The sequence below is a fragment of the Brevundimonas sp. TWP1-3 genome, from assembly GCF_049896085.1.
Taxonomy (GTDB): domain Bacteria; phylum Pseudomonadota; class Alphaproteobacteria; order Caulobacterales; family Caulobacteraceae; genus Brevundimonas.
The window spans coordinates 22,682-47,113 of sequence record NZ_JAFCTP010000003.1; the positions used below are offsets into that span (position 1 = coordinate 22,682).

Here is a 24,432-nt window from a genome sequence, read left to right on the forward strand (position 1 = left end):
GAAGGCTTGACGCCGGTCAACGCCCGCCCGATCGCCCACCAGGACATTTGCGAGCCCTCGCGATAGGATGCCGTCGGCAAAGGAGATCAAGATGCGAATTCCGAAGGGCTTTGCGGGGGTCGCCCCCTATCTGTTCGTCGCCGGCGCGAGCGACTACATCCGTTTCCTCCAGAACGCCTTCGGCGCCGATGAACTCGGCCGCAGCCTGACGCCGAACGGCCGCATCGCCAACGCCCAGATTCAGCTTTCCGGCGCCACCCTGATGATCAGCGAGGCCTCGGACGCCTTTCCGCCCAGCCGCGCCGCCCTCTATCTCTATGTGGACGACGCCGACGCCGCCACCGACCACGCAGTCCAGGCGGGCGCCGAGCTGATCATGGCGCCGTCCGACATGCGCTACGGCGACCGACAGTCCGGCGTCGCGATCCGGCCGGCACGATCTGGTGGATCTCTCAGCGCCTCACCGACGAACCCTATTTCTAGGCTGCGATCAGAAACGACCTCATGACCAACGACATCGTCCAAGGCCCAGCGTCCTATTTCCCGTCCATCGAGAAAAAATACGGCCAGCCGATCTCGCATTGGGAGCAGATCATCCGCGACGCCTATCCTGCGCGACACATGGAGCTGGTCGCCATCCGGAAGGACACGCATGGCCTGGGCCATGGCCATGCCAACGCGGTGGTCGCCCACACCCTGGCGCAGGACGGTCTAAAGTAGCTTCGGTCGTCAAACTGGCGCCAACCCGCATATCTCGCTGAACATTCGCCAATGAAATCAGCGGAAATACTGAAATTCGACGCTCTACCCATCGCCGTTCTCGGCTGATGTATAATCTCGGCCGCCCATCTTCGCAGAGGACCGCTCAATTGCAGTTTAATTGCACTTTGCACTGTTTTTTCGGGTGCAGTGCAATTTCGCCCCCGACCGATTTCAGACGAATTGCACTATTCAGACGCTGTTTTTTCGCCCCACCGTCTGAATCGCCTCCCACCCCCACCCGCCAGCCTAGAAGGGGAAGACGACCGTCGGCATCCCTGCTAACGGAGCCTCCGCCATGACCGAACACCCATTCAAGTCCGACTTCCTTCGCACCATGCAGGCGCGGGGCTATATCCATCAGATCACCCATCCGGCCGAGCTGGATGCGGCCGCGACCAGCGGCGTGGTCACCGGCTATATCGGCTTCGACGCCACGGCGCCGTCGCTGCACGTCGGCCACCTGATCCAGATCATGCTGCTGCGCCGCCTTCAGCAAGCCGGGCACAAGCCGATCGTCCTGATGGGCGGCGGCACGACCAAGGTCGGCGACCCCAGCTTCAAGGACACCCAGCGCCCCCTGCTGACCGAGGAGCGGATCGCCGAGAACATCGCCGGCATCAAGGGCGTGTTCGAAAAGTTCCTGACCTTCGGCGACGGCCCGTCCGACGCCATCATGGTCGACAACGACGAATGGCTGTCCAAGCTGGGCTATCTGGATTTCCTGCGCGACTACGGCACTCACTTCACCGTCAACCGCATGCTGAGCTTCGACTCAGTCAAGCTGCGCCTCGAACGCGAACAGCCTCTGACCTTCCTCGAATTCAACTACATGCTGATGCAGGCCACCGACTTCCTGGAGCTGAACCGTCGCTATGGCTGCACGCTTCAGATGGGCGGGTCGGACCAGTGGGGCAACATCATCAACGGCGTCGAACTGACCCGCAAGGTGGACCAGAAGGCCGCCTTCGGCCTGACCACGCCCCTGCTTTCGACCGCCTCGGGCCAGAAGATGGGCAAGACCGTGGGCGGGGCCGTCTGGCTGAACGCCGACGCCCTGTCGCCCTATGACTACTGGCAGTACTGGCGCAACACCGAGGACGGCGACGTGGGGCGCTTCATGCGTCTGTTCACCGACCTGTCGGACGACGAAATCGCCGGCTACGAAGCGCTGGAAGGCGCCGCCATCAACGACGCCAAGAAGGCCCTCGCCGACGCCGCCACCACCATGCTGCACGGCGCCGAAGCCGCCGCCACGGCCCGCGCCGCCGCCGAGACCGCCTTCGAAAAGGGTCAGGTCTCCGCCGACCTGCCGACCGTCGAACTCCCCTCGGCCGAGGTTTACGGCGCCATGATCGCCGCCGTCGTGACCAAGGCCGGCCTGACCGCCTCCAACGGCGAGGCCCGCCGCCTGGCCCAGGGCGGCGGCCTACGCCTGAACGACGCCCCCGTGGCCGACGGCGCCCAACTGCTGACCGAGGCCGACCTCAAGGACGGCGTGATCAAGCTGGCGGCCGGCAAGAAGAAAATCGTGCTTGTTCGACCTACCTAAGCCCCGTCACCCTCGAACTTGATCCGAGGGCCGGACCTTCCGCCGCTCGTGCGAACGGGCGACGCACTGCACGACCACCATCCGATCCTCGGGTCGAGCCCGAGGATGACGGCAGGAGAGATGCCCATGTCCGCCACCGAAGGCCAACCCGCCCCCGCCCTTGACCTGCCCACGGACGGCGGCGGTCGCATCACCCTCGCCGCGCTGAAGGGCAGGCCCGTCGTCGTCTACTTCTATCCCAAGGACGACACGACCGGCTGCACGCGCGAGGCCCAGGACTTCACCGCCCTGGCCCCCGATTTCGCCGCTCTGGGCGTCCCCGTCATCGGCGTGTCCAAGGACACGGTGAAGAAGCACGACAAGTTCAAAGCCAAATACGACCTCTCCGTCGTCCTGGCCTCGGACGAGGACGGCGCGGCCTGCGAGGCCTGGAGCGTCTGGGTCCAGAAGAAGCTGTACGGTCGCGAATATATGGGCATCGAGCGCGCCACCTTCCTGATCGACGCCGAGGGCCGGATCGCCCGCGCCTGGCGCAATGTGAAGGTCGCCGACCACGCCGCCGCCGTGCTGGAGGCCGTCAAGGCTCTGTGATCGACGACCATGGTTCGGAAGCGATGCTTGACCTTCAGGCCTCGCCCAAGGCCTAGTGGCCTTCAGGGCTACTAGGGGCTTGGCCGGCCTTGGCTGGCAGATGCGGAGCGCACCATGTTCACCAAGAGCAAATCCTACGACAGCGGATCGACCGGGCTGGGCATTCCGCCTGCGCCTGAACCAACGCCGTCGCCGACCCCCAACCTGCCGGCGGCGACGCTCGCCGCCCGCGCGCCTGAACCGGCCCGCCCGGCGACCCGGTCCAGCAATCTGTCCACCCTGGCGGCCGGGGTGAAGTACGAAGGCAACATCTCCGGCGCCGGCGAGCTTCAGGTCGAAGGCAATCTGAAGGGCGACGTCCGCGTGGCCCGCGTCGTCATCGGCGAAGGCGGCGCGGTCGAAGGCACCGTCCACGCCGACGTGCTGGACGTGCGCGGCCGCATCACGGGCGCCATCGTGGCCAAACAGGTCAAGCTCTACGCCACCGCCCGCGTCGAGGGCGACATCACCCAGGAGCAGTTGTCCATCGACCAGGGCGCCTGGTTCCAGGGCCGCTGCAACCAGGCCAAGCGCGACACGCCCGGCGCCGCCATGCTGGAAGCCCCCGAAAAGCCCGCCAAGACGGACAAGCCCGAGGCCAAGACCCCGGCCTGACCAAGGCAGGCCGCAAGGCCGATATCCAACAAACAAAGGGGCAGCCCAGCGGGCCGCCCCTTTTTCTTAGTCCGTGCTGGACCCGCGCGTCTCGCCGACCCGGGCCGCCAGGGCCGCGCCCATGAAGGCGTCCAGGTCGCCGTCCAGAACCCCTTGCGTGTCCGAGGTTTCCACCTCGGTCCGCAGATCCTTCACCATCTGATACGGCTGCAGGACATAGGACCGGATCTGATGACCCCAGCCGATGTCGGTCTTGGCGTCGGCCAGGGCCTGGGCCACGGCCTCGCGCTTCTGAAGTTCCAGTTCGTACAAACGCGCCCGCAGCATCTTCCACGCCTGTTCGCGGTTCTGGTGCTGCGAGCGGCCGGCCTGGCACGCCACGACGGTGTTGGTCGGGACGTGGGTCAGGCGCACGGCCGAGTCGGTCTTGTTGATGTGCTGGCCGCCCGCGCCCGAGGCCCGGTAGGTGTCGGTGCGCACGTCCGACGGATTGATGTCGATCTCGATGGCGTCGTCGACGACCGGCGACACCCCGATGGAGGCGAAGCTGGTGTGCCGCTTGGCCGCCGCGTCATAGGGGCTGATGCGCACCAGCCGGTGCACGCCTGATTCCGACTTCAGCCAGCCATAGGCGTTCGGGCCAGAGATCAGGATGGTGGCCGACTTGACCCCCGCCTGTTCGCCCTCTTCATAGGCCTCGATCGTGACCTCATAGTCGTGCGCCTTGGCCCAGCGGGAATACATCCGCAGCAGCATGCCGGCCCAGTCGTTGGACTCGGTGCCGCCGGCGCCTGAGTTCACTTCCAGATAGGCGTCGTTGCCGTCGGCCTCGCCGGACAGCAGGGCTTCCAGCTCGGCGCGGGCGGCCCGTTCCTTGATGCCACGCAGCGACGCGCGTGCGTCTTCCAGCGCGCCCTCGTCGCCCTCCTCGTCCGCCATCTCGGCCAGCATCACCCCGTCTTCGAGGTCCTGCTCCATCGCCTTGACGGTGTTGATCTTGGCTTCCAGCTGCGAGCGTTCGCGGCTGACGGCCTGGGCCTGTTCGGGCTTGTCCCACAGCGTCGGGTCCTCGACCCGCGCGTTCAGCTCATCGAGCTTTCTTAGAGCGACATCCCAGTCAAAGACGCCTCCTGAGCAGAGCGACGCTCTGCTCGATGTCGGCCTTCATGGCCTCGACATCCGGTCTCATCGCATTCTCCAGCGACACAACGCCCTCGAACAGGGCGGATGAAAGGAAAACGGCGCGCCCGAGGACGCGCCGTTCGATGGGCCTACCTAGAGCCTCAGTACAATCCGCTCAAGTCCTCGGCCGGCGCCTTCTTCGGCGGCGGCGGTGCGGTGGGCGCCGGTGCAGTAGCCGGAGCGCCGCTCGCGGCCTCCTGCTCGCGTCGGATGACCTCGTAGTAGTTCTGCGGTCCGGTGGGCTGCACCGGTCCGGTCGGCGCAGGCGGCGGGGCCTGACGCTCGGTGCCGGGGCGGAAGGCTTCCTCAATGCCGTTGACGGTGCGGAAGATGGCGTTCTTAGGCCGCACGAAGGGCCGGGCGGGCCGTTCCTTCAGCGCCGTCTGCATGAACTCCGTAAAGACCGGCACGGCGGCCGAGGCGCCCGCCTCGCCGGAACCCAGCGACCGGTTGTCGTCGAAGCCGATGAAGACGCCGACCACAATGTCGGTGGTGAAGCCCACGAACCAGGCCGAGCGATACTCGTTGGTCGTGCCCGTTTTGCCGGCAACCCACGGGCCCAGTCCGCGCGCGCTGGCGGCAGTGCCGCGCTGAACGACGCCTTCCAGCATGGAACTCATCTGATAGGCGGTGATCGGGTCGATAACCTGGATCCCACGCTGTTGCAGGCGGGGCGATTCCTGGCCCGAGAAGCCGCGTCCGCATTCGCGGCAGCTGCGGTTGTCGGCTCGGAAGATGGTTTCGCCGTCGCGGTCTTGGACATAGTCGATCAGATAGGGCGTGACCCGCCGCCCGCCGTTGGCGAAGGCGGAATAGGCGGCCGTGATCTCCAGCGGCGTCACCTCTCCGGCGCCCAGCGACACCGACAGGTTCGGCGTCAGGCCGGGGATGCCCATTCTGGCCGACTGATCCACGATCTTCTTCATGCCGACCGACTGGGCCAGCCGCACCGTCATGACGTTACGCGACAGCTCCAGCCCGCGCCGCAGCGTCTGCGGGCCATAGTACTGACGGCTGTAGTTCTCGGGCGTCCATCGCTGGCCGTTGGCCCCGCCGGCGAAGCTGATCGGCGCATCCAGCACGATGGAGGCCGGGGTGAAGTCGCCTTCCAGCGCCGTCGCATAGACGAAGGGCTTGAAGGCCGAACCGGGCTGACGCCGCGCCTGGGTGGCCCGGTTGAAGCTGGACAGTGCATAGGAGTAGCCGCCGACCATGGCCAGCACGCGACCCGACTGCGGCTCGATGGCCACCAAGGCGCCGTTGACGCGCGGCACCTGTTTCAGGGCGTACTGGCCGCCCTTGGGCTCCACGAAGATCAGCTCGCCGCGCTTCAGTTGGCGATTGGCGTTGGCCCAGGCCGCATCCGCCGCCAGCAGCGTGCCGGTCTTGTCGTCGCGGGCGGTGCGGATGCGCACGGTGTTGCCGCTGACGCTCTCGATGGCGGCGGGCTGCCAGGTGCGGCGTTCGGGCGGCGCCTGTTCCTTCAGCGCGACCGCCTGCCAGCCGTCGGCGAAGTCGGTGGTGCCCCAACCGCCGCGCCAGCCGTGACGCCGGTCATAGTTTTCCAGCCCCTGCATCAGCGCCTGACGCGCCGCCGTCTGCAGCGTGGGATCCAGCGTCGTGCGCATGTAGAAACCGCCGGCGCGTAGCTGCTCGCCGAACTGGGGATTGGCGGCGGCCTGACGACGGGCCTCCTCCACGAAGAAGTCCGCGTCCTTATAGTCCGAACGCTGGGGCGCATCGCGTGTGACCAGCGGCTTGGCGCGGGCGGCGATCAGTTCGGCAGGCGTCAGCCAGCCGCTCTGCTCCATCTCGCCCAGCACCCAGTCACGACGGCCCTTGGCCGCGCCTGGGTGGCGTTTGGGGTGATAGTTGTTGGGCCCCTTGGGCAGGGACGCCAGGAAGGCCGCCTCGTCCGGCGTCAACTGACCCAGCGACTTGCCGAAATAGTTGTAGGCCGCCGAGGCGATGCCGAACGACCGATAACCCAGGAAGATCTCGTTCAGATACAGTTCGAGGATCTGCTCCTTGGACAGGGTCGCCTCCAGGCGATTGGCCAGGATGGCTTCCTTCAGCTTGCGATTCAGGCTCGATTCGTTGGTCAGCAGGACGTTCTTGGCCACCTGCTGGGTGATGGTCGAACCGCCTTCCAGCCGGCGACCCTGAGCCAGGTTGAAGACGTTCTTGATCGACGCGCGGCCGATGCCGCCCACGTCGATGCCGCCGTGCTGGAAGAAGTTACGATCCTCGGCGGCCAGGAAGGCATGGATCACCGGCGTCGGAATCTGGTCGTAGGAGACATAGATTCGGCGCTCGTCCGAAAACTCGCCGATCAGGGTGCCGTCGCCGGCATAGACGCGCGTCGCGGTCGGCGGGCGATAATCCGCCAGCTCCGACGCATCGGGCAGGTCGTGGAACAGCCACGCCGCATAGACGGCGACCACAAGCCCCGCCAGGGCGATGCCGCCCAGCAGAACCATGCCCGCCCACACGAACCAGCGTTCGGCAATCTTCACTGCGTACTCCGACGACGCGCCCCGAAAGGGTGCTTTAGCCCGCGTCGCCGGTCGATTGCTAGAGCGGGCGTGCAACGCCCCCTACCCGTCTACCGTTAAGACCCCATCTCAAGCATCCCAACCCAAGGAGCCTGCCATGGAAGTTCTGTATCGCGCCCAGTCCACCGCCTCCGGCGGAGGCCGCGAGGACGGTCGCTCGGCCACAGACGACGGCAAGATCGACGTCAAGCTGTCCACGCCAAAAGAAATGGGCGGCAAGGGCGGCGACGGGACCAACCCCGAACAGCTGTTCGCCACCGGATACGCCGCCTGCTACCTCGGCGCCCTGCGCCTGGTCAGCGGCAAGGCCGGAACGCCCGTCGGCCCCGACACCAAGGTCACCGCCGGCGTCGGCTTCGGCAAGAACACCAAGGGCGAGGGCTTCAACCTCGACGTGGACCTGACCGTCACCGATCATGGCCTGGAGCAGACCGTCATCGACGACCTGATCGAGAAGGCGCACCAGGTCTGCCCCTACTCCAACGCCACCCGCGGCAACGTGGATGTTCGCCTCAGCGCGAAATAAGCGACACGAAGGGCCGCGCGCGTGTTGAGCCGCGCGCGCGGCGCCTCTAGATGAGGTCCATGACCTCCCCGCTCGACGCCTCCCCCGATCCCCTGCTGACGCTCGAACCGCACCGCCGCGTGACCCTGCGCGAGGCCTTCGGCGTGGACAGCGACATGACCGTGCCCTGCTTCGCCGAGCGCGACAGCCATGTGCCCGAGATCGACGAGGCCTACCGCTTCGATCCGCAGACGACCATCGCCATCTGCGCCGGCTTCGCCTTCGACCGCCGCGTCATGGTCCAGGGCTATCACGGCACCGGCAAGTCGACCCATATCGAACAGGTCGCCGCCCGCCTGAACTGGCCGCTGGTTCGCGTGAACCTGGACAGCCACGTCAGCCGCATCGACCTGATCGGCAAGGACGCCATCGTCCTGAAGGACGGCAAGCAGATCACTGAGTTCCGCGAGGGCATACTGCCCTGGTCGCTGCAACGCCCCATCGCCCTGGTGTTCGACGAATACGACGCCGGCCGTCCCGACGTGATGTTCGTCATCCAGCGCGTGCTGGAGGCCCAAGGCCGCCTGACCCTGCTGGATCAGAACCGCGTCATCCGCCCCAACAAGCATTTCCGCCTGTTCGCCACGACCAACACCATCGGCCTGGGCGACACCACGGGCCTGTATCACGGCGCGCAACAGATCAATCAGGCTCAGCTGGACCGCTGGAACATCGTCACGACGCTGAACTACCTCGACCACGACGTCGAGGCCGAGATCGTCGCCGCCAAGGTGCCCGAATGGTCGGACGCCGAGGGCCGCCGCCGCATCGCCGCCATGGTCCGCGTCGCCGACATGACCCGCAACGCCTTCATGAACGGCGACATCTCCACCGTCATGTCGCCCCGCACCGTCATCACCTGGGCCCAGAATGCCCTGATCTTCAACGGCGACCTGGCGCTCAGCTTCCGCCTGACCTTCCTCAACAAGTGCGACGAACTGGAACGCCCCACCATCGCCGAGTTCTACCAGCGCGCCTTCGGCGAGGACCTGCCGGAAGCGGCGACGCGGGTGAAGATCGGCTGATCCCATCCACGGTTGATGCCTCGTTAAGCTCCCTGGCTTATGGCCAAGCTTGAAGAGGGGACATGGCGTCGTGGCCGACAGTACAGATTACCTAAAAGCCTATGCCGAGCGGTACCGGGACATGTTCCCGGTGCGGCTGGCCACCATCGCCGCCATCGTTCTCCTGACCTTCTGGGTGCTGGGATGGGGATGGGCGGCGAATTTCGCGCTCTTCCAATTCGGCCTCTATGTCCCGCTCTGGCATGCGGTTCAAACCGCCCTCGCCCGACCCGACGCGCCTGGCGCGGCGCGCAGATTCCGACTGTCGGCTGAAATCATCACCCTATGTCTGGCCGGCCACAACGCCGTGTTCATCCTCGCCGCCTGGCAGGCCGAACCTGAACATCTCGATTATCTTCGCCTGCTGCTGGCCGGCAATCTGATGGTCGGCGCCCATCAGGTGCATATCAGCCGCGCGAGCTTCGCCGCCGCCGTTCTGCCGCCGTCGATCGCCGCCATGGTGATCGCCTCGTATCAGATCGGCTCTGACCCCCGCCTTCTGGGCGCCGTGGCCCTGTTCGTCATAGGCGTCAGCGCAGCCGCCTGGCGTCAATGGCGCAGCGACCGCGAGACCATCGATCTTATGATCACCGTCACGGAACGCTCGCGCGAAATCCGCGCTGCCTTGGCCGAGGCCGAGGTGAACCGCGCCGCCGCCGAACGGGCGAACAAGGCCAAGTCCCGCTTCCTGGCGATGATCAGCCATGAGGTCCGCACGCCCCTGAACGTCATCCTGGGACTGACCGAGGTGCTGCGCGGCCGTCCACGCCCTGCGGCGGAAGCCGCCGTGGTCACAGACATGGCGGACGCAGGCGGCATGCTGCTGAGGCTGCTGAACGGCGCCCTGGACATCTCCAAGATCGAATCCGGCCAGGACGACCTCCAGCTCGCCCCCGTCGATCTCTCCGAACGGCTGGACGCCATCGCCCGCGTCTGGCGCTCGCGCGTCGAGGAACTGGGCCTGACGCTGGAGATCGAACGCCAGGGCGCGCCAGAGCATTTCGTCGTCATGACCGACGAGGCGCGGGTCGAACAGGTGCTGATCAACTATCTGTCCAACGCGTTGAAGCTGACGCCGAACGGAACGATCCGTATCCTGGCCCGCGCCCTGCCCGCCCCCGACGGGCGCATCGACCTGGACTTCGAAGTCCACGACCAGGGGCCTGGCGTGCCGGCGGACCGGCGCGAGCGCATCTTCCAACCCTTCGAACAGCTCCCAGCCGGGCGCGCGGCGGGCGGTTCGGGCCTGGGCCTGGCCCTGTGCCGCGCCAGCGTCGAGGCGCTGGGCGGCGCGCTGGGCGTCCGGTCGGCGCGCCCGCAAGGCGCTGTCTTCTGGTTCCGCTTCACCGCCGACCGAGCGACGCCGGCATCCATGCCTACTTCGCCGGCCGCACCTGCGCCGGTCGCCTCAAGTCAGGCGCCACGAATCCTGGCCGCCGAAGACCACCCCGCCAATCGCAAGCTGCTGACGTTGCTGCTCGAACCGTTCAGCGTCGATCTGACCCTGGTCGAGAACGGACAGGAGGCGGTCGCCGCCGTCCGCGACCAGACCTTCGACCTCGTGCTGATGGACGTGATGATGCCCGTCATGGATGGCGTGGAGGCGCTGATCGCCATCCGCGCCGAACAGGCCGCATCCGGCCGCCTGCGCACGCCGATCCATATGCTGACGGCCAATGTTTTCGACGAGGATGTCGCGCGCTACAGGGCGGCCGGCGCCGACGGGGTGCTGAAAAAGCCCATCGAGATCGCCGCTCTTCAGAGCGTCATCCTGGGCGCCGTGGCGGTGGACGCCTAACGGCGCGCCTCTTCGCCGCCGCCGATGAAGGCGCCGGCGATCCAGCTGACCACGCCGGTCACGATGGCTGCGCCGATGCCGGCCCACAGGCCGTCGACCCGGAAGCCGTCCAGGAAGATGGAGGTCAGCCCGATCATGGCGGCGTTCACCACCAGCAGGAACAGGCCCAGGGTCACCACGGTGATCGGGAAGGTCAGCACCACCAGGATCGGCCGCACGAAGGCGTTGACCAGCCCCAGGATGATGGCCGCTGCGATCAGCGATCCCGTGCTGGTGAAGTCGACGCCCGGCACGAAACGGGCGGACAGCCACAGGCCTGCCATGGTGACCAGCGCCTGGATGATGAAACGGATCATGTCGTGCCTCGTTCTGTTCAAGCGTGACCATAATGCACGGCGACCGCGAAGGCTCCCCCTTCGTGGCCGCCGCTGCTATCCAACGCCTAAACCGCACGGAGACCGCCCATGAGCCTGCACGGCGCCTATGACCCGAACAACATCTTCGCCAAGATTCTGCGCGGCGACATCCCTTCGGTGAAGGTGTGGGAGGACGACCACGTCCTGGCCTTCATGGACGTCTTCCCGCAGTCGGAGGGCCACGTCCTGATCATCGCCAAACAGTCTAAGGCCCGCAATCTGCTGGAGGTCGAGCCGGAGGTTCTGGCCCGCATGACCGCCGCCCTGCAACGCACGGCCAAGGCGGTGGAGAAGGCGTTGCAGCCAGAGGGTCTGGCCATCCTTCAGTTCAACGGCGACGCGGGCGGACAGACGGTGTTCCACCTGCATTTCCACATCGTGCCGCGTTGGGCCGACCGGGAAATGAAGGGGCACGGCCATGCGCCCATGGCCGACACGGCGACCTTGCAGGCTCTGGCCGACCGGATCGCGGCCGCGCTGGATTAGGTCACGCGCCGCTTTTCCAGCTTACGCGCCAGGGTGCGGCGGTGCATGCCCAGACGGCGCGCCGCCTCCGAAATGTTGAAGTCGGTCTCCACCAGCGTCTCGTGGATCCGCTCCCATTCCAAGGTCTTGATTGAGGTCGGGCGCGTGCCCAGCGGCGTCTCGGCGTCGCCGTCCGCCCGCCCGAACGCGGTCTCGATGTCGTCGGAACTGGCGGGCTTGGCCAGATAGTGGCGCGCGCCCAACTTGATGGCCTCGACCGCCGTGGCGATGCTGGCGAAGCCGGTCAGGACGACGATGTTCATTTCCGGATCGAAGGCGTGCAGGGCCTCCACGCAGGTCAGGCCCGAGTGACCGCCCAGCTTCAGGTCCACGACCGCATAGCCGGGGCGATGCGTCTTCAGCACCTCGATCATCTGGTCGGGACTGGCGGCGCTGACGACGGCATAGCCGCGCCGTTCGAACGAGCGTCGCAGGGTGGCCGAGAAGGATTCGTCGTCCTCGACGATCAGCAGCAGTCTGGCCTCATCGGTCATGGAGCGATCTCGTCCTTGGGCGCCAACGCCGACAGCGGCAACGTCAGCCGCACCTCTGCGCCGCCGGCCGGGGGATTGGAAGCCTCGACCCGACCGCCCAGCGACCGGATCACATTCATCAGCAGAAACAGCCCCAGGCCGGCGCCCGCACGGGGCTTGGTCGAGTTGTAGGGCTTGCCCCAGGCCTGAAGGATGACGGCCGGGAACCCCGGCCCGTCGTCTCGCACGGCGATGCCCAGCGTGTCGTCCGTCCGCGTCGTAGTGACGGCGATGCGCCTGGCCCCCGCCTCTACAGCATTGTCGAACAGCACGCCCAGCACCTGGCGCAGGGCCGGGTCGGCGATGATGGACGGGTTCTGGGCCAGTTCGTCGCGGATCTGCACGGCCACGCCGTCGCCGTTCCAGCTGGCGACGACATCGGCGACAAAGGCGCGCAGGGTGGTGCGCTCGGGCGCCTGTCCCCTCGCCTCGCCGGCCGACATCAGGATGCCGGTGACGATGGCCTTGCAGCGCTCGACCTCGGCCCGCATCACCGTCATGTCCTGAACGAGATCGGGATCCTGGGTCAGGGCCGGCATCCGCTTCCAGTCGCTGAGGATCACCGACAGTGACGCCAGCGGCGTGCCCAGTTCGTGCGCGGCCCCCGACGCCAGCAGGCCCATGCGGACGATGTGGTCGTGCTCGGCGTTCTGCTGACGCATGGCGGCGACGGAGGCATCGCGCTCGCGCAGGTTCTGGCTGATCCGGGTGACGAACAGCACCAGCAGCACCGCCATCAGGACGAAACAGATCAAACTGCCCTGAAGATACAGGCTGAGCAGCGAATCCTCGCGCGCCGGGGGCAGGTTCAGCGGCTGGGAATGCAGGCCAAGCCCCGCGAAACACAGGCTGGTGATGGCGATCAGGGCCCAGGCATAGACGGGGGCCAGCAGCACGGCCCCCAGCACGACCTGCAGCAGATACAGCGCCACGAACGGATTGGCCGCCCCGCCCGTAAGGAAGAGCAGCCAGGTCAGGGCCGCCACATCCGCCAGCAGGGCGATCATCAGGGCCTGATCCTCGACCTCCTCGCGGCGCGCGGTCAGCGGTGCGCTGATCAGATTGACCAGCACCAGCCCGGCCGGCGCCGCCAGCAGCCACAGCACCGGCAGCGGGATCCGCATCACATACTGGACCAGCAGGATCGTCGCCATCTGCCCGGCAACCGCCAGCCAGCGCAGCTGGATCAGCAGCAGCATGTTGCGCCGGTTGGCCCCGCCGTGCGAGGCGACGCCGCCTCTGAGCCCCAGCCCCAGCAGCCGTTGCAGGGCCGTGGTCATGGACGGTTGCGCCGGCCGTCGCGCAGGAACAGCCAAAGGCCGACCAGCGTCAGCAAGGCCATGCCGAACCAGGTCAGGGCATAGACCAGGTGGCTGTTGGCGAACCGGATCACCGTCAGTCCGCCCAGCGGCCAGCCGCCCCGATTGGGCGTCGCGTCCGCATCGATGAAATAGGGCGCGACATTCGTCAGGCCACGCCGCGCCGCGATCGCCGCCACGTCGCGCGAGCGCCAGCGGTCGCCGGCGGCGTCGTTGGCGCGCAGGAAGCCGCCCCTGGGTTCCGTGATCCTGAGCAGCCCCACGATGGTCTGCGGCCCCATGACCTGTCCATCGGCGCGAGCGGCCGGATCGCGCCGTCCGGCAGGCACGAAGCCGCGGTTGATCAGGACGGTAAAGCCGCGCGCATCGACCAGCGGCGTCATGACCCAAAAGCCGCCGCCCGCATCGGTCACAGCCTGAACCAGGGTTTCCTTGTCGTGCTCGAAGACCCCCTGCATGACGACGCGACGATACTGATCGTCCTGTCGCGTGACGGTCTGCCACTGCCCCGGTCCCGGCGCGGGCACAGCCGGCGCATGGATGCGGGCGTCCACCTGGGCGATCAGGTCCGTCTTCCAGGCCAGCCGCTGAATCTGCCAACCGCCCAAGGCCAGAAAGCCGACGAACAAGACCAGCCCCACGACCGATACGACGAGGCGGATCGGTCGTGAGCGCTTGGCCTTATCGGGGGCCGGGGCTGAAGACGTGTCGGTGATCTCGACCTCAGCTGCCCATGTTCGTCATGTCGTGTGTCATGGGCATCATGTTGGTGTTCAGGTGGTACATGACCCACAGCGAACCCGACAGGGCGATGACGACGACGATGATGGTGAAGATCAGCGCCAGCATGATCCAGCCGCCCTCGGACTTCGAGTTCATGTGCAGGAAGTAGATCATGTGGACCACGATCTGCACCACGGCGAAGCCCATGACGATCAGCGCCGTCGCCTGGGTCGGCAGGACGCCGGTCATCACCAGGGCGAACGGGATCGCCGTCAGGATCACCGACAGGACGAACCCGATCATATAGCTCTTGAACGAGCCGTGATTGTGCCCCTCGTGGCCCAGGTGGTCCGCGTCGTGGGACTCGGGCGAGTGGTCGTTCTTGTCGGCGCTCATCGCAGCATGCCCAGCAGATAGACGAAGGTGAAGACGCCGATCCAGATGACGTCCAGGAAGTGCCAGAACATCGACAGGCACATCAGGCGGCGTTTGTTGGCGGGGATCAGGCCCTTCATGCTGACCTGAACCATCAGCGTCACCAGCCAGATGATGCCGAAGGTGACGTGCAGGCCGTGGGTGCCCACCAGGGTGAAGAAGGCCGACAGGAAGGCGCTGCGTTGCGGCGTCGCGCCCTCATGGATCAGGTGCGCGAACTCGTAGAGTTCGATGCCCAGGAAGGCCAGGCCGAACATGCCCGTGATCGCCAGCCAGATCAGGGTCTGACGCTGGTTGTTCCTGTCCATCGCCAGCATGGCGAAACCGTAGGTGATCGACGAGAACAGCAGCATGGCGGTGTTGATCGCCACCAGCTCCAGGTCGAACAGTTCCTTGGGTCCCGGCCCGGCGGCGTAGTTGCCGCCCAAGACGCCGAACACGGCGAACAGCATCGCGAAGATGAGGCAGTCGCTCATCAGATAGAGCCAGAAGCCCAGCATGGTGCTGGAGCCTTCCTCGTGATGCGGCTCCTCTTCCAGGTGGAAGACGGTGGGGTCGTCGAGCTTGATCGTGGTCGCGCTCATGGATCAGGCCTCCGTTCCGGCCAGGGCGCGCGTGCGCGCCTCTTCGGTTGCGCGCACCTCATCCTCGGGGATGTAGTAGTCGCGCTTGTAGTTGAAGGTGTGCCCGATCGAGACGGCCAGCACCCCGATAAAGCTGATCGCCGCCAGCCACCAGATGTACCAGATCAGCGCCAGACCCATCACCAGGCACAGGCCCGAGATGATGATCCCCGCCCCCGTGTTCGACGGCATGTGGATCGCCTTGTAGCCGGTCAGCGGGCGCTGATAGTTCTTCTTCTTCATGTCCCACCAGGCGTCGGCGTCATGGATGACCGGCGTGGCGGCGAAGTTGTAGGCGGGCGGCGGCGAGGACGTCGCCCACTCCAGCGTGCGGCCGCCCCACGGATCGCCCGTGACGTCGCGCAGCTTGTCGCGGTTGATGATCGACACGGCGAACTGGATGAACATGGCCGCGATGCCCAGGGCGATCACGCCCGCGCCGATGGCGGCGATCACGAACCAGATTTGCAGCGACGGATCGTCGAACACCCGCATCCGGCGCGTCACGCCCATCAGGCCCAGCACATACAGCGGCAGGAAGGCCAGCCAGAAGCCGGGCACCCAGCACCAGAAGCTGATCAGGCCCCACTTCTTGTCCAGCTTGAAGCCGAAGGCCTTGGGCCACCAGAAGTTGATCGCCGCGAACAGACCGAACAGCACACCGCCGATGATGACGTTGTGGAAGTGCGCCACCAGGAACAGCGAGTTGTGCAGCACGAAGTCGGCCGGCGGCACCGCCAGCAGCACGCCCGTCATCCCGCCGATCACGAAGGTCAGCATGAAGGCGATCAGCCACATCATCGGCAGTTCGAAGCGGATCCGCCCCCGGTACATCGTGAACAGCCAGTTGAAGATCTTGGCCCCGGTCGGGATCGAGATGATCATCGTGGTGATGCCGAAGAAGCTGTTCACCGAGGCGCCCGAGCCCATGGTGAAGAAGTGGTGCAGCCAGACCAGGTAGGACAGGATCGTGATGACGACCGTGGCGTAGACCATCGAGGTATAGCCGAACAGCTTCTTGCCCGAGAAGGTCGAGGCGATCTCCGAGAAGACGCCGAACAGCGGCAGGATCAGGATGTAGACCTCGGGGTGACCCCAGATCCAGATCAGGTTCACGTACATCATCGGGTTGCCGCCGAAGTCGTTCGTGAAGAAGTTGGTGCCGACGTAACGGTCCAGCGTCAGCAGGGCCAGAACGGCGGTCAGAACCGGGAAGGAGGCCACGATCAGCACGTTGGTGCACAGCGACGTCCAGGTGAAGACGGGCATCTTCATCATGCCCATGCCCGGCGCGCGCATCTTCACGATGGTCGCGATCAGGTTGATGCCGGACAGTGTCGTCCCCACCCCCGCGATCTGCAGCGCCCATATGTAATAGTCGACACCGACGCCGGGGCTGTAACCGATGCCCGACAGCGGAGGATAGGCAAGCCAGCCGGTGCGCGCGAACTCGCCCACGAACAGCGAGGCCATGACGATGATGGCGCCCGCCGTGGTCATCCAGAAGCTGAAGTTGTTCAGGAAGGGGAAGGACACGTCGCGCGCGCCGATCTGCAGCGGCACGACATAGTTCATGATCCCGGTCACCAGCGGCATGGCCACGAAGAAGATCATGATCACGCCGTGGGCGGTGAAGATCTGGTCGTAGTGGTGGGCGTTCAGATACCCCTCGGACCCGCCGAAGGCCATGGCCTGCTGGATACGCATCATGATGGCGTCGGCGAATCCGCGCACGAACATGATCAGACCCAGGATCATGTACATGATCCCGATCTTCTTGTGGTCCACGGTGGTGAACCACTCCTTCCAGAGATAGCCCCACATCTTGAAATAGGTCAGGGCGCCGAACAGGGCGAGGCCGCCCAGTATGACCACGGACATGGTCACGACCAGGATCGGCTCGTGCAGAGGCAGCGCCTCCCACGTGAGGCGCCCGAAGATTAGCGGAATGAGTTGGTCAGCGTTCATCGACTGTGTTCGCTCAGGCGTTGGGGGCGGAACGGATGTCGGTCGGAACCGGCCCCGTAGCGAAGGGATTGCGGGCCAGGGTCGTCAGCGAGGCCATGGGGGTCTGTTTGGGCGACAGCCCCTGCCCGGTCAGACGCTCCAGGCTGGTGGGACCGACGACGGTGTCCAGTTCCGCGCGACGCATGCGGTCGGCGGCGGCGGCCTCGGCTTGCAACGGTGTGCAGATGGTCATGACGTAGCTTTCGTTCGACCCGAAATAGGCCGGCGACTTACCGCGCCCGGCGTATTTGTCGTAAACTAGCGGCATGGTGTTGCGCACCGACGCCATGCTCAGGCCGCCCTGGCGGTCGATGGCCATCATCTCGCCCATGCACATCTTGCCCGGCTCGACGCACATGTTGAGGATGGCGTCCCACAGCGCGCCATCGACGGCGCCGAAGTGCAGGACAGGCACCTTCTCGCTGGGCTTTTCCAGCTCCAGATACTGATCGCGATCCAGCGTCTGGCCGCCCTGGCGCACGCCCGACACCCACTGGTCGAAACCGGCTTGGTCCAGGCCGTGGAAGGCGAAGCGCATGTTGGAGAAGCCGTCGCCGGAGTAGTTGGCCGAGAAGCCTTCGTATTCGCCCGGACGGTTGATCACGGCGTGCAGCTTCGTCTCCATGCCCGGCATGGCGTAGATCTGGCCGGCCAGGGCGGGAATGTAGAAGCTGTTCATCACCGAGGACGAGGTGATGTGGAAACGGATCGGACGGTCGATCGGCGCGGCCAGTTCATTGACCGTGGCGATGCCGTACTGCGGGTATATGAACATCCACTTCCAGTCGAGCGCGACGACGTTGACCTGCAGCGGCTCGACGCTCTCGTCGACGGCCTGACCCGGCTTGATCCGGTCGATCGGACGATAGGGGTCCAGCAGGTGGGTGCCGGCCCAGGTCAGGGCGCCCAGGCAGATGATGATCATCAGCGGCGCGGCCCAGATGACCAGCTCCAGCGACGTGGAGTGATCCCAGTCGGGCTGATACTCGGCCTCGGCCTCCTTGTTCGACGCCCGATACTTCCAGGCGAAGAAGACGATCAGCGCCATCACCGGCACGATGATGATCAACATCAGCAGCGTGGAGATCATCAGCAGGTCGCCCTGCTGGGCGGCGACGTCGCCGGCAGGGTTCAGCACGACCAGATTGCAGGCCGACAGCAGGGCCACGAGGGGCGCGAGCAGGAGTAGGCGCAGACGGCGCAAGGCGGATCCAATCGAAAAGCATCGGGCGAGGGGGAGGCGCCGCGACGGTTGGCGTTCGTAGGCTGCGGGATAGTCAGCTTCGTTCTGGAACGACATTGGACAATCTGTCCTATCCTCTTGAGGCCGCTTTCATCGCAAAGGGCGCCCGGTCATAATGCGGCAATCGGCCGTACGCCTGATAATCCTGTCTCACACGGAGCGACCAAGCCCATGTCCGCCTCGACGACCCCCTCGTCAGAGTCGCTGGAACGCGACGCCGCCAAGATAAACTCGCACCACCATGGCAAGGTGGATGCGGGCGAAATCGCCATCGGCGTCATTATCGGCCGAACTTCCGAGTTTTTCGACTTCTTTGTTTACGCCATCGCCTCGGTGGTCGTTTTCCCGCAATTGATCTTCCCCTACGCGGGCGCGGTGGGCGGCACGCTGCTGTCGTTTGCGATCTTCGCCCTCGCCTTCCTGTTCCGCCCGCTGGGCACGGTCCTGTTCATCGCCATCGACCGCAAGTTCGGGCGTGGCGCCAAGCTGACGACCGCCCTACTCCTGCTGGGCACCTCCACCGTGTCGGTCGCCTTCATCCCCAGCTATGAAAGCATCGGCATGTGGGCGCCGGTGCTGCTGGCCCTCACCCGCATCGGCCAGGGCGTCGCACTGGGCGGCACCTGGGACGGTCTGGCCTCGCTGCTGGCGCTGAATGCGCCGGAGGGCAAGCGCGGCTGGTACGCCATGATCCCGCAACTCGGCGCGCCCATCGGCCTGCTGGTCGCCTCGGCCCTGTTCGCCTTCTTCCTGAACACCCTGTCGGCCCCCGACTTCCTGGACTGGGGCTGGCGCTATCCATTCTTCGTGGCCTTCGCCATCAATGTGGTCGCCCTGTTCGCCCGCCTGCGTATCGTGGTGACGCCCGCCTTCCAGAAGCTGTTCGAGACCCGCGAGCTTCAGCCCACCCCCGTGTCGCAGGCCCTGCGCGCCGAAGGCCCCAAGATCGCCATCGGCGCCTTCGCCCCCCTCGCCAGCTTCGCCATGTTCCACATGGTCACGGTCTTCCCGCTCTCGTGGGTCTTCCTGTTCACCAACGAGACGCCTGTGCGCTTTCTGATGATCGAGATGGTGGGCGCTGTGTTCGGCCTGATCGCTATCCTGGCGTCGGGTGTGCTGGCCGACCGCTATGGCCGCCGCACCCTGCTGGCGATCACCGCCGCCGGCATCGCCGCCTTCTCGGGCTTTGCGCCGCAGTTGCTGAACGGCGGGGCGGCGGGCGAGCTGACCTTCATGATCTCCGGCTTCATCCTGCTGGGCCTGTCGTTCGGTCAGGCCTCGGGTCCGGTGGCGTCCAGCTTCAGCCTGACCCATCGCTACACCTCCTCGGCCCTCACATCGGACCTGGCCTGGCTCTTCGGCGCAGGCTTCGCCCCGCTGGCGGCCCTGTGGATCTCCAGCCAGTTCGGCCTGATCGCCGCCGGCGCCTATCTGCTGTCGGGCGCCATCTGCACACTTGTAGCTCTGTGGCTGAACCGCGAACTGGCCCGCAGCTCCTCCGACAAGGACCGCGCCAAGCCGGCCTGATCCCCGCTTCACCGCGCACAAAAAACACGGCCCGCAGTCGCCTGCGGGCCGTGTCGCTTTTGGGCCTATGGGTTTGGTCAGACTTCCGTCAGGTCGCTCTGCGGCGAGACGGCGAAGGTCTTCACCTTCTTCAGCTCATAGGGTTTGGCGGCGATGGTCGATACGGCCCACAGCTCGCCGACGACCTGATCTCGGGCGACGTTCAGCAGCACATATCCCTTGGATGTCTGATCACAGAACTTGACCTCAGGATTGGCCGCCGACAGCGCCACGCCCAGCGGCAGGCCGCCGACATGGTCGCCCGGCGACGGGCTTGAGATCGATGACGTGCCGAACTCCACCGCCCGGCGCGCGCCTGCACTGTCATGCAGTTCGTTGACCCAGAAGGCATGGCTGTCACCCGCCAGGACGATGGGCGTCACGTCCGCCGCCGCAAAGGTCTCGTACAGGCGCTCGCGCCCGGCCGGATAACCGTCCCAGCTGTCCAGATTGAACGGCAGGCCCAGCTTGAACAGCTGGATCGCCGCCTCGATTTGCGGTCGGACATCGTCCGCCAGGCTCGCGAGCATCTGCTGGACCTGCTCCGGCGGCATCATGCGCGAGATGTCCGGTCCCTTGACCTTGGCCATCACCACCTGATTGCCCAGGATCTGCCACGGACGCCCCGCCGCCTTGGAGCGGGCCAACGTCTCGCCGATCCACTGACGCTGACGCTCGCCCAGCAGGTCGCGGTCCGGCGCCTGGCGCAGCGCCTCGAACGCCGCGACATCCGGCGCGCCTTCCGCCGTCTTGGGGATGTCGGCGAAAGTCATCTGCTCGCCGCGCGCCAGGAGTCGCGTCTCGACCATGACCAGGCTGGCCAGGTCGCCGAAGTCGAAGCTGCGGTTGATCGCCTCGTTCAGCGCGCCGGCCTTGGGCTCGCGGATCGGCATCCATTCGTAATAGGCGCGAAGGGCCGCCGTCTTGCGGGTCGCGAAGTCGCCCTCGGTCTCGGCCTGATGGTTCTCGGCGCCCATCATCCAGGCGTCGTTGGCCACCTCGTGATCATCCCACACGCAGATGAAGGGCGCGCGGGCATGGGCGGCCTGCAGGTCGGTATCGCTCTTGTACTGGGCGTGGCGCGTCCGATAGTCGGCCAGGCTCACGATCTCGTGCGGCGGCTGCGGAACCCGCCCCAGGGCCGCGCCCGAACTCATGCCATAGTCGGACGGCTCGGCCCCATATTCGTAGATGTAGTCGCCCAGGTGGACGACGGCGTCCAGCCGATCCAGCTTCGACAGGGCGTCATAGGCATTGAACAGCCCGCCAGGATAAAGCTGGCACGACACCACGGCCAGGGCCAGATCAGCCGTCGCACCCTCAGGCAAGGTCCGCACCCGCCCGACCGGCGAGGTCACGCCATTGGCGACGAAGCGATAGAAATACTCGGCCCCCGGCTCCAGACCCTGGCCGTCCAGGTCGTGCTTGACGGTGAAGTCCCGCTCGGCCCGCGCGCGCAGGCCGGTCGAGCGGCGCACGATGTCGCCGAACCCGGCGTCATGTGCGACTTCCAGCACCACGGCGACCTCCCCGACCGACGGATCGGCCGGGGTGACGCGGGTCCAGAAGACGGCCGAACGCGTGTCGGGATCGCCGCTGGCCACCCCATGCAGGAAGGCGACCGATCCGGTGTTGGTCGCCTGCGCAACGGCTGGCGACGCCGCCCCCGCGCCGAGAAGACCCAGAAGACTGCGGCGATCCATTTTCATCGTCAGATCCTCAGAGCTTCAGCTTGAACACGAGGCCGTACGACGCAGGCCGTCCGGCGATGAAGGTCGGCATGCCTAGGCCGTCGCCCGTATTGCCGGCGTCCTTGATGTATTCCTCGTCCAGCACGTTCTCGCCGAAGGCTTCGACGCCCCAGCCACCCGAGTCCGGGGTGTAGCGGACACGCAGGTTCAGCAGGCCGTAGGCGTCCTGATACTCGTCCTGAACCCGGTCGGGCACGATGTTGCGGCTCTGCAGCGCCGGCAGGTCGTTGTCGTCGCTGAAGAAGACCTTGGACTGCCAGGTGTAGGTCGGCTGAACCGCGATCTCGCCGCCGCTGACCGGCAGGCGCCAGGTCGCGCCGATCGAGGCGGCGTTGTCCGGCGACAGGCGGAACTGGTTGCCGTCGTAGATGCCGTTCTCGAACCGCGAGTGGTTGTAGGCATAGGTGGCGAACAGGTCGAAGTTCGACGTGACGGCGAAGTTGGCCTGGGTCTCGAAGCCATAAGACTTGGCCTCGCCGGCGTTGGTGACGATGAAGGTCGTGCCTTCCTGAACCGTCGTCTGGAAGTTCTGATAGTCGTACAGGAACACCGCGCCATCGACGCGCAGGCGACCGTCCAGCAGCGACGACTTGGCGCCGACCTCATAGCTGTCGACCGTCTCGGCATCGACGGCTGCGAAGCGGGGCGAGCCCAGCGGCGCCGACGGGGCCGAGGCGCTGATCACTTCCGGGCGGCGACCGCGCGCATAGTTGGCATAGACGTTCGTGTCGTCGCTCAAGGCGTAGCGCGCCGTCAGACGCCAGGTCACGCCGTCATCCTCGGAGTCGAAATAGGCGAAGTCGCCATTGTTGGCGGTCGGCTGGGCGATCAGGCCGAACAGCGGGAAGGCGCTGGCGGGAATGGCCAGATAGGCCGGGTTGGCCAGGGCGCCGAGGAAGGTCGGAACCTGCGCCGCCGGAATGGCGCCGGCCTGCAACGCCAGCAGGGCGCCCAGGGTCGAACGGCTCTGGACCGAGTTGGCGAAGCCCGTCGTCTTGTCGTCGCGGGTGTAGCGAACGCCCGCCGACACTTCGAACTGGTCGGTGAAGGCGTATGTGGCGTCGGCGAAGACGTCATAGGACGTCAGTTCCGAGCTGTTGATCGGCGTCTCGATATGGGCCGACTTCAGATTGGCGGCGATCGGCGTGGCGAAGGCGCCGGCGCCCAGCGGCGTCAGCAGACCGCCCAGCGCGGCCTGGGCGATGGCCGGATAGGCGGCCAGCGGCAGCGTCCGGTCGCCGACCGTCGTGGGCGAACCGTCCAGCAGCCCCGACAGCTGGGCCAGGATCAGGCGCTCGTCGAACTGCGTCGGGGTGCGCTGGTAGCCTTCCTCATGGAACCAGCCGGCGCCGACGAAGCCCGTCAGACGACCGCCATTGTCGAAGCCCAGGCGCAGGTCCTGGCTCCACTGTTCGCCGTGCGTATCCTCGGCCGCGGTCAGCAGCGGCAGGGACACGCCGTCGGCGTCGAACGTCTCGTAGTTGGTGAACTCGCGATAGGCCGTGGTCGCGTTCAGGCTCCAGGCGGCGTTCAGGTCGATGCGCGCCAGACCCGTCACGCCCCAGACCTCGCGGTCCAGACCCAGCGCCTTGCCGCCGTCGAACGCGGCGCCCCGCGTCAGGGCCGCGCCCTCCCACGGTTCTTTGCCGCCCAGCACGGCGCCGGTGTTCGGATCGGCCGGCGCATAGGCGATGGACTTGAACGATGTGCCCGAGGCGTTGTCCTTCTGGTAGTTGCCGATCACGTCGAACCGCATCGCGTCCGACGGCGTCCAGGCGCCCGACAGACGGAAGGCGCGGGTTTCGATGGCGTTGAAATCCTCGCCGCCCCGCAGGTTCTCGACCGAGCCGCCGCGCGTCTTCAGCCGCGTGGCCAGGCGCAGGCCTGCGGTCTCGCCGACCGGCAGGTTCAGCGCGCCTTCAACCATGCGGTAGCCGTCGTTGCCGGCCTCGATATTGGCATAGGCTTCGGTCTCGCCGGGACGCGCGCGGTTTTGCACCAGATTGACCGCGCCGATCAGGGCGCCGCGCCCGTACAGGGTCGATTGCGGCCCCTTGGCGATCTCGACGCGCTCCAGGTCGAACAGCTCGACATAGGAGCCCCGCGACTTGGAGATAGACACGCCGTCCTGGAACACCGACACGCGAGCCTCGGAGGTCGCGGCGCCGGAATCGGAGGTGATGCCGCGCATCACGAAGCCCGGATTGTTCGGCGACTGGTTCTGAACCAGGAAGCCCGGCACGAAGGCCGACAGCTGTTCGAACTCCTGAATGCCCAGGTCTTCCAGGAACTGACCCGAATAGGCCGTCAGGGCGAACGGCACGTCGATGGTCTTCTGCTCACGCAGCTGCGCGGTGACGATGACGTCTTCGACGCTGCTGACCTGCGCCTGCTCCTGCGCCCATGCGGCCGATCCAGCCGTCATGGCGCCCGTCAGGGTCGCGGCCGCCAGCAGGCGCGTCTTCAATGTGGTCTTGGACATCTGATCCCCCAGATTCGACTAATCTGGGGGCTGCCTACGCCGCGCCCATGTCGGGGCGACGACATCCCCGCATCGCCTTGACGACGAGG

Annotated in this window: 22 protein-coding genes; 10 read left to right on the forward strand and 12 right to left on the reverse strand. The window is 66.3% G+C overall.

Going from position 1 to position 24,432, the window contains the following annotated elements:
- Nucleotides 1-91 precede the first annotated feature (91 nt).
- From ACP693_RS16540 to ACP693_RS16560, 5 genes are all read left to right on the forward strand, one after another.
- Entirely contained in the window at nucleotides 92-508 is a 417-nt protein-coding gene (locus ACP693_RS16540; protein ID WP_426016605.1) for a VOC family protein, read from the forward strand.
- Nucleotides 505-720 (forward strand): DUF4287 domain-containing protein, encoded by a 216-nt coding sequence (locus tag ACP693_RS16545; RefSeq protein ID WP_426016603.1) that lies wholly within the window; start codon nucleotides 505-507, stop codon nucleotides 718-720. The genes ACP693_RS16540 and ACP693_RS16545 overlap by 4 nt, the downstream gene beginning before the upstream one ends.
- A gap of 337 nt (nucleotides 721-1,057) precedes the next feature.
- Nucleotides 1,058-2,311 carry a tyrosine--tRNA ligase gene (gene tyrS / locus ACP693_RS16550; protein WP_426016601.1) on the forward strand — a complete coding sequence of 418 codons (1,254 nt, stop codon included), beginning with the start codon at nucleotides 1,058-1,060 and terminating at the stop codon, nucleotides 2,309-2,311.
- A 126-nt stretch (nucleotides 2,312-2,437) separates the two neighbouring features.
- Nucleotides 2,438-2,902, forward strand: coding sequence for a peroxiredoxin (locus ACP693_RS16555; RefSeq protein ID WP_426016599.1), 465 nt, complete (start codon nucleotides 2,438-2,440; stop codon nucleotides 2,900-2,902).
- 114 nt (nucleotides 2,903-3,016) lie between these two features.
- A complete protein-coding gene (locus ACP693_RS16560; protein WP_426016597.1) occupies nucleotides 3,017-3,556 on the forward strand; it encodes a bactofilin family protein in 540 nt (179 codons plus the stop codon).
- A 66-nt stretch (nucleotides 3,557-3,622) separates the two neighbouring features.
- Here ACP693_RS16560 and prfB read toward each other — a convergent pair.
- Both prfB and ACP693_RS16570 read right to left on the reverse strand, forming a co-directional pair.
- Nucleotides 3,623-4,745 (reverse strand): peptide chain release factor 2 gene (gene prfB / locus ACP693_RS16565; protein ID WP_346496077.1). Its coding sequence is split into 2 segments (ribosomal slippage): nucleotides 3,623-4,675 and nucleotides 4,677-4,745, totalling 1,122 coding nucleotides; the frame shifts between segments, so codons are not numbered across the junction.
- Between the two features lie 94 nt (nucleotides 4,746-4,839).
- The gene (locus ACP693_RS16570; protein ID WP_426016595.1) at nucleotides 4,840-7,254 is read right to left on the reverse strand and encodes a penicillin-binding protein 1A; all 2,415 of its coding nucleotides are present in this window, start codon (nucleotides 7,252-7,254) and stop codon (nucleotides 4,840-4,842) included.
- Nucleotides 7,255-7,390: 136 nt separating this feature from the next.
- Between ACP693_RS16570 and ACP693_RS16575 the strand changes: the two genes are divergently transcribed.
- The 3 genes from ACP693_RS16575 to ACP693_RS16585 all read left to right on the forward strand — a co-directional run bounded on the left by ACP693_RS16575 (nucleotide 7,391) and on the right by ACP693_RS16585 (nucleotide 10,720).
- Nucleotides 7,391-7,819, forward strand: a complete 429-nt coding sequence (locus tag ACP693_RS16575; RefSeq protein WP_425984091.1) for an organic hydroperoxide resistance protein — start codon at nucleotides 7,391-7,393, stop codon at nucleotides 7,817-7,819.
- A gap of 59 nt (nucleotides 7,820-7,878) precedes the next feature.
- Nucleotides 7,879-8,883, forward strand: a complete 1,005-nt coding sequence (gene cobS / locus ACP693_RS16580; protein ID WP_409715214.1) for a cobaltochelatase subunit CobS — start codon at nucleotides 7,879-7,881, stop codon at nucleotides 8,881-8,883.
- Between the two features lie 70 nt (nucleotides 8,884-8,953).
- Entirely contained in the window at nucleotides 8,954-10,720 is a 1,767-nt protein-coding gene (locus tag ACP693_RS16585; protein ID WP_426016593.1) for a response regulator, read from the forward strand.
- Here the strand turns inward: ACP693_RS16585 and ACP693_RS16590 are convergent.
- Nucleotides 10,717-11,076 (reverse strand): phage holin family protein, encoded by a 360-nt coding sequence (locus ACP693_RS16590; RefSeq protein ID WP_425984096.1) that lies wholly within the window; start codon nucleotides 11,074-11,076, stop codon nucleotides 10,717-10,719. The two genes, ACP693_RS16585 and ACP693_RS16590, sit on opposite strands and share 4 nt — an antisense overlap.
- Before the next feature lie 108 nt (nucleotides 11,077-11,184).
- Between ACP693_RS16590 and ACP693_RS16595 the strand changes: the two genes are divergently transcribed.
- Nucleotides 11,185-11,622 (forward strand): HIT family protein, encoded by a 438-nt coding sequence (locus ACP693_RS16595; protein WP_426016591.1) that lies wholly within the window; start codon nucleotides 11,185-11,187, stop codon nucleotides 11,620-11,622.
- Here the strand turns inward: ACP693_RS16595 and ACP693_RS16600 are convergent.
- From ACP693_RS16600 to cyoA, 7 genes are all read right to left on the reverse strand, one after another.
- Nucleotides 11,619-12,155, reverse strand: a complete 537-nt coding sequence (locus ACP693_RS16600) for a response regulator transcription factor (protein ID WP_426016590.1) — start codon at nucleotides 12,153-12,155, stop codon at nucleotides 11,619-11,621. The two genes, ACP693_RS16595 and ACP693_RS16600, sit on opposite strands and share 4 nt — an antisense overlap.
- Nucleotides 12,152-13,474, reverse strand: a complete 1,323-nt coding sequence (locus ACP693_RS16605; protein WP_426016588.1) for an ATP-binding protein — start codon at nucleotides 13,472-13,474, stop codon at nucleotides 12,152-12,154. The genes ACP693_RS16600 and ACP693_RS16605 overlap by 4 nt, the downstream gene beginning before the upstream one ends.
- Nucleotides 13,471-14,154 (reverse strand): SURF1 family protein, encoded by a 684-nt coding sequence (locus tag ACP693_RS16610; RefSeq protein ID WP_426016586.1) that lies wholly within the window; start codon nucleotides 14,152-14,154, stop codon nucleotides 13,471-13,473. Before ACP693_RS16610 ends, ACP693_RS16605 begins: the two co-directional genes overlap by 4 nt.
- Nucleotides 14,155-14,236: 82 nt before the next feature.
- Complete coding sequence (cyoD, locus tag ACP693_RS16615) at nucleotides 14,237-14,632, reverse strand: cytochrome o ubiquinol oxidase subunit IV (protein ID WP_135195410.1); 396 nt, start codon at nucleotides 14,630-14,632, stop codon at nucleotides 14,237-14,239.
- On the reverse strand, nucleotides 14,629-15,255 hold the full coding sequence (gene cyoC, locus ACP693_RS16620) for a cytochrome o ubiquinol oxidase subunit III (RefSeq protein ID WP_426016584.1): 627 nt from the start codon (nucleotides 15,253-15,255) through the stop codon (nucleotides 14,629-14,631). Before cyoC ends, cyoD begins: the two co-directional genes overlap by 4 nt.
- Before the next feature lie 3 nt (nucleotides 15,256-15,258).
- Complete coding sequence (gene cyoB, locus ACP693_RS16625; RefSeq protein ID WP_426016583.1) at nucleotides 15,259-17,262, reverse strand: cytochrome o ubiquinol oxidase subunit I; 2,004 nt, start codon at nucleotides 17,260-17,262, stop codon at nucleotides 15,259-15,261.
- Nucleotides 17,263-17,275: 13 nt separating this feature from the next.
- Nucleotides 17,276-18,505 carry a ubiquinol oxidase subunit II gene (gene cyoA, locus ACP693_RS16630; RefSeq protein ID WP_426016581.1) on the reverse strand — a complete coding sequence of 410 codons (1,230 nt, stop codon included), beginning with the start codon at nucleotides 18,503-18,505 and terminating at the stop codon, nucleotides 17,276-17,278.
- A gap of 210 nt (nucleotides 18,506-18,715) precedes the next feature.
- Here cyoA and ACP693_RS16635 point away from each other — a divergent pair, with 210 nt between their 5' ends.
- Nucleotides 18,716-20,071, forward strand: a complete 1,356-nt coding sequence (locus ACP693_RS16635) for an MFS transporter (protein ID WP_426016580.1) — start codon at nucleotides 18,716-18,718, stop codon at nucleotides 20,069-20,071.
- A gap of 77 nt (nucleotides 20,072-20,148) precedes the next feature.
- Here ACP693_RS16635 and ACP693_RS16640 read toward each other — a convergent pair whose 3' ends face one another.
- Together ACP693_RS16640 and ACP693_RS16645 are read right to left on the reverse strand one after the other, a co-directional pair.
- Complete coding sequence (locus ACP693_RS16640; protein ID WP_426016578.1) at nucleotides 20,149-21,819, reverse strand: alkaline phosphatase D family protein; 1,671 nt, start codon at nucleotides 21,817-21,819, stop codon at nucleotides 20,149-20,151.
- Between the two features lie 10 nt (nucleotides 21,820-21,829).
- Entirely contained in the window at nucleotides 21,830-24,343 is a 2,514-nt protein-coding gene (locus ACP693_RS16645; RefSeq protein WP_426016577.1) for a TonB-dependent receptor, read from the reverse strand.
- Nucleotides 24,344-24,432 lie beyond the last annotated feature (89 nt).

Excerpts from the sequence above, each read along its gene's own strand:
- ACP693_RS16635 (WP_426016580.1), top strand. The coding sequence starts at position 18,716 with ATGTCCGCCTCGACGACCCCCTCGTCAGAGTCGCTGGAACGCGACGCC.
- ACP693_RS16605 (WP_426016588.1), bottom strand. The coding sequence starts at position 13,474 with ATGACCACGGCCCTGCAACGGCTGCTGGGGCTGGGGCTCAGAGGCGGC.
- ACP693_RS16600 (WP_426016590.1), bottom strand. The coding sequence starts at position 12,155 with ATGACCGATGAGGCCAGACTGCTGCTGATCGTCGAGGACGACGAATCC.
- ACP693_RS16560 (WP_426016597.1), top strand. The coding sequence starts at position 3,017 with ATGTTCACCAAGAGCAAATCCTACGACAGCGGATCGACCGGGCTGGGC.
- ACP693_RS16590 (WP_425984096.1), bottom strand. The coding sequence starts at position 11,076 with ATGATCCGTTTCATCATCCAGGCGCTGGTCACCATGGCAGGCCTGTGG.
- tyrS (WP_426016601.1), top strand. The coding sequence starts at position 1,058 with ATGACCGAACACCCATTCAAGTCCGACTTCCTTCGCACCATGCAGGCG.
- cyoC (WP_426016584.1), bottom strand. The coding sequence starts at position 15,255 with ATGAGCGCGACCACGATCAAGCTCGACGACCCCACCGTCTTCCACCTG.
- cobS (WP_409715214.1), top strand. The coding sequence starts at position 7,879 with ATGACCTCCCCGCTCGACGCCTCCCCCGATCCCCTGCTGACGCTCGAA.
- cyoB (WP_426016583.1), bottom strand. The coding sequence starts at position 17,262 with ATGAACGCTGACCAACTCATTCCGCTAATCTTCGGGCGCCTCACGTGG.
- cyoD (WP_135195410.1), bottom strand. The coding sequence starts at position 14,632 with ATGAGCGCCGACAAGAACGACCACTCGCCCGAGTCCCACGACGCGGAC.
- ACP693_RS16545 (WP_426016603.1), top strand. The coding sequence starts at position 505 with ATGACCAACGACATCGTCCAAGGCCCAGCGTCCTATTTCCCGTCCATC.
- ACP693_RS16645 (WP_426016577.1), bottom strand. The coding sequence starts at position 24,343 with ATGTCCAAGACCACATTGAAGACGCGCCTGCTGGCGGCCGCGACCCTG.
- ACP693_RS16595 (WP_426016591.1), top strand. The coding sequence starts at position 11,185 with ATGAGCCTGCACGGCGCCTATGACCCGAACAACATCTTCGCCAAGATT.
- ACP693_RS16640 (WP_426016578.1), bottom strand. The coding sequence starts at position 21,819 with ATGAAAATGGATCGCCGCAGTCTTCTGGGTCTTCTCGGCGCGGGGGCG.
- ACP693_RS16540 (WP_426016605.1), top strand. The coding sequence starts at position 92 with ATGCGAATTCCGAAGGGCTTTGCGGGGGTCGCCCCCTATCTGTTCGTC.
- ACP693_RS16575 (WP_425984091.1), top strand. The coding sequence starts at position 7,391 with ATGGAAGTTCTGTATCGCGCCCAGTCCACCGCCTCCGGCGGAGGCCGC.
- ACP693_RS16555 (WP_426016599.1), top strand. The coding sequence starts at position 2,438 with ATGTCCGCCACCGAAGGCCAACCCGCCCCCGCCCTTGACCTGCCCACG.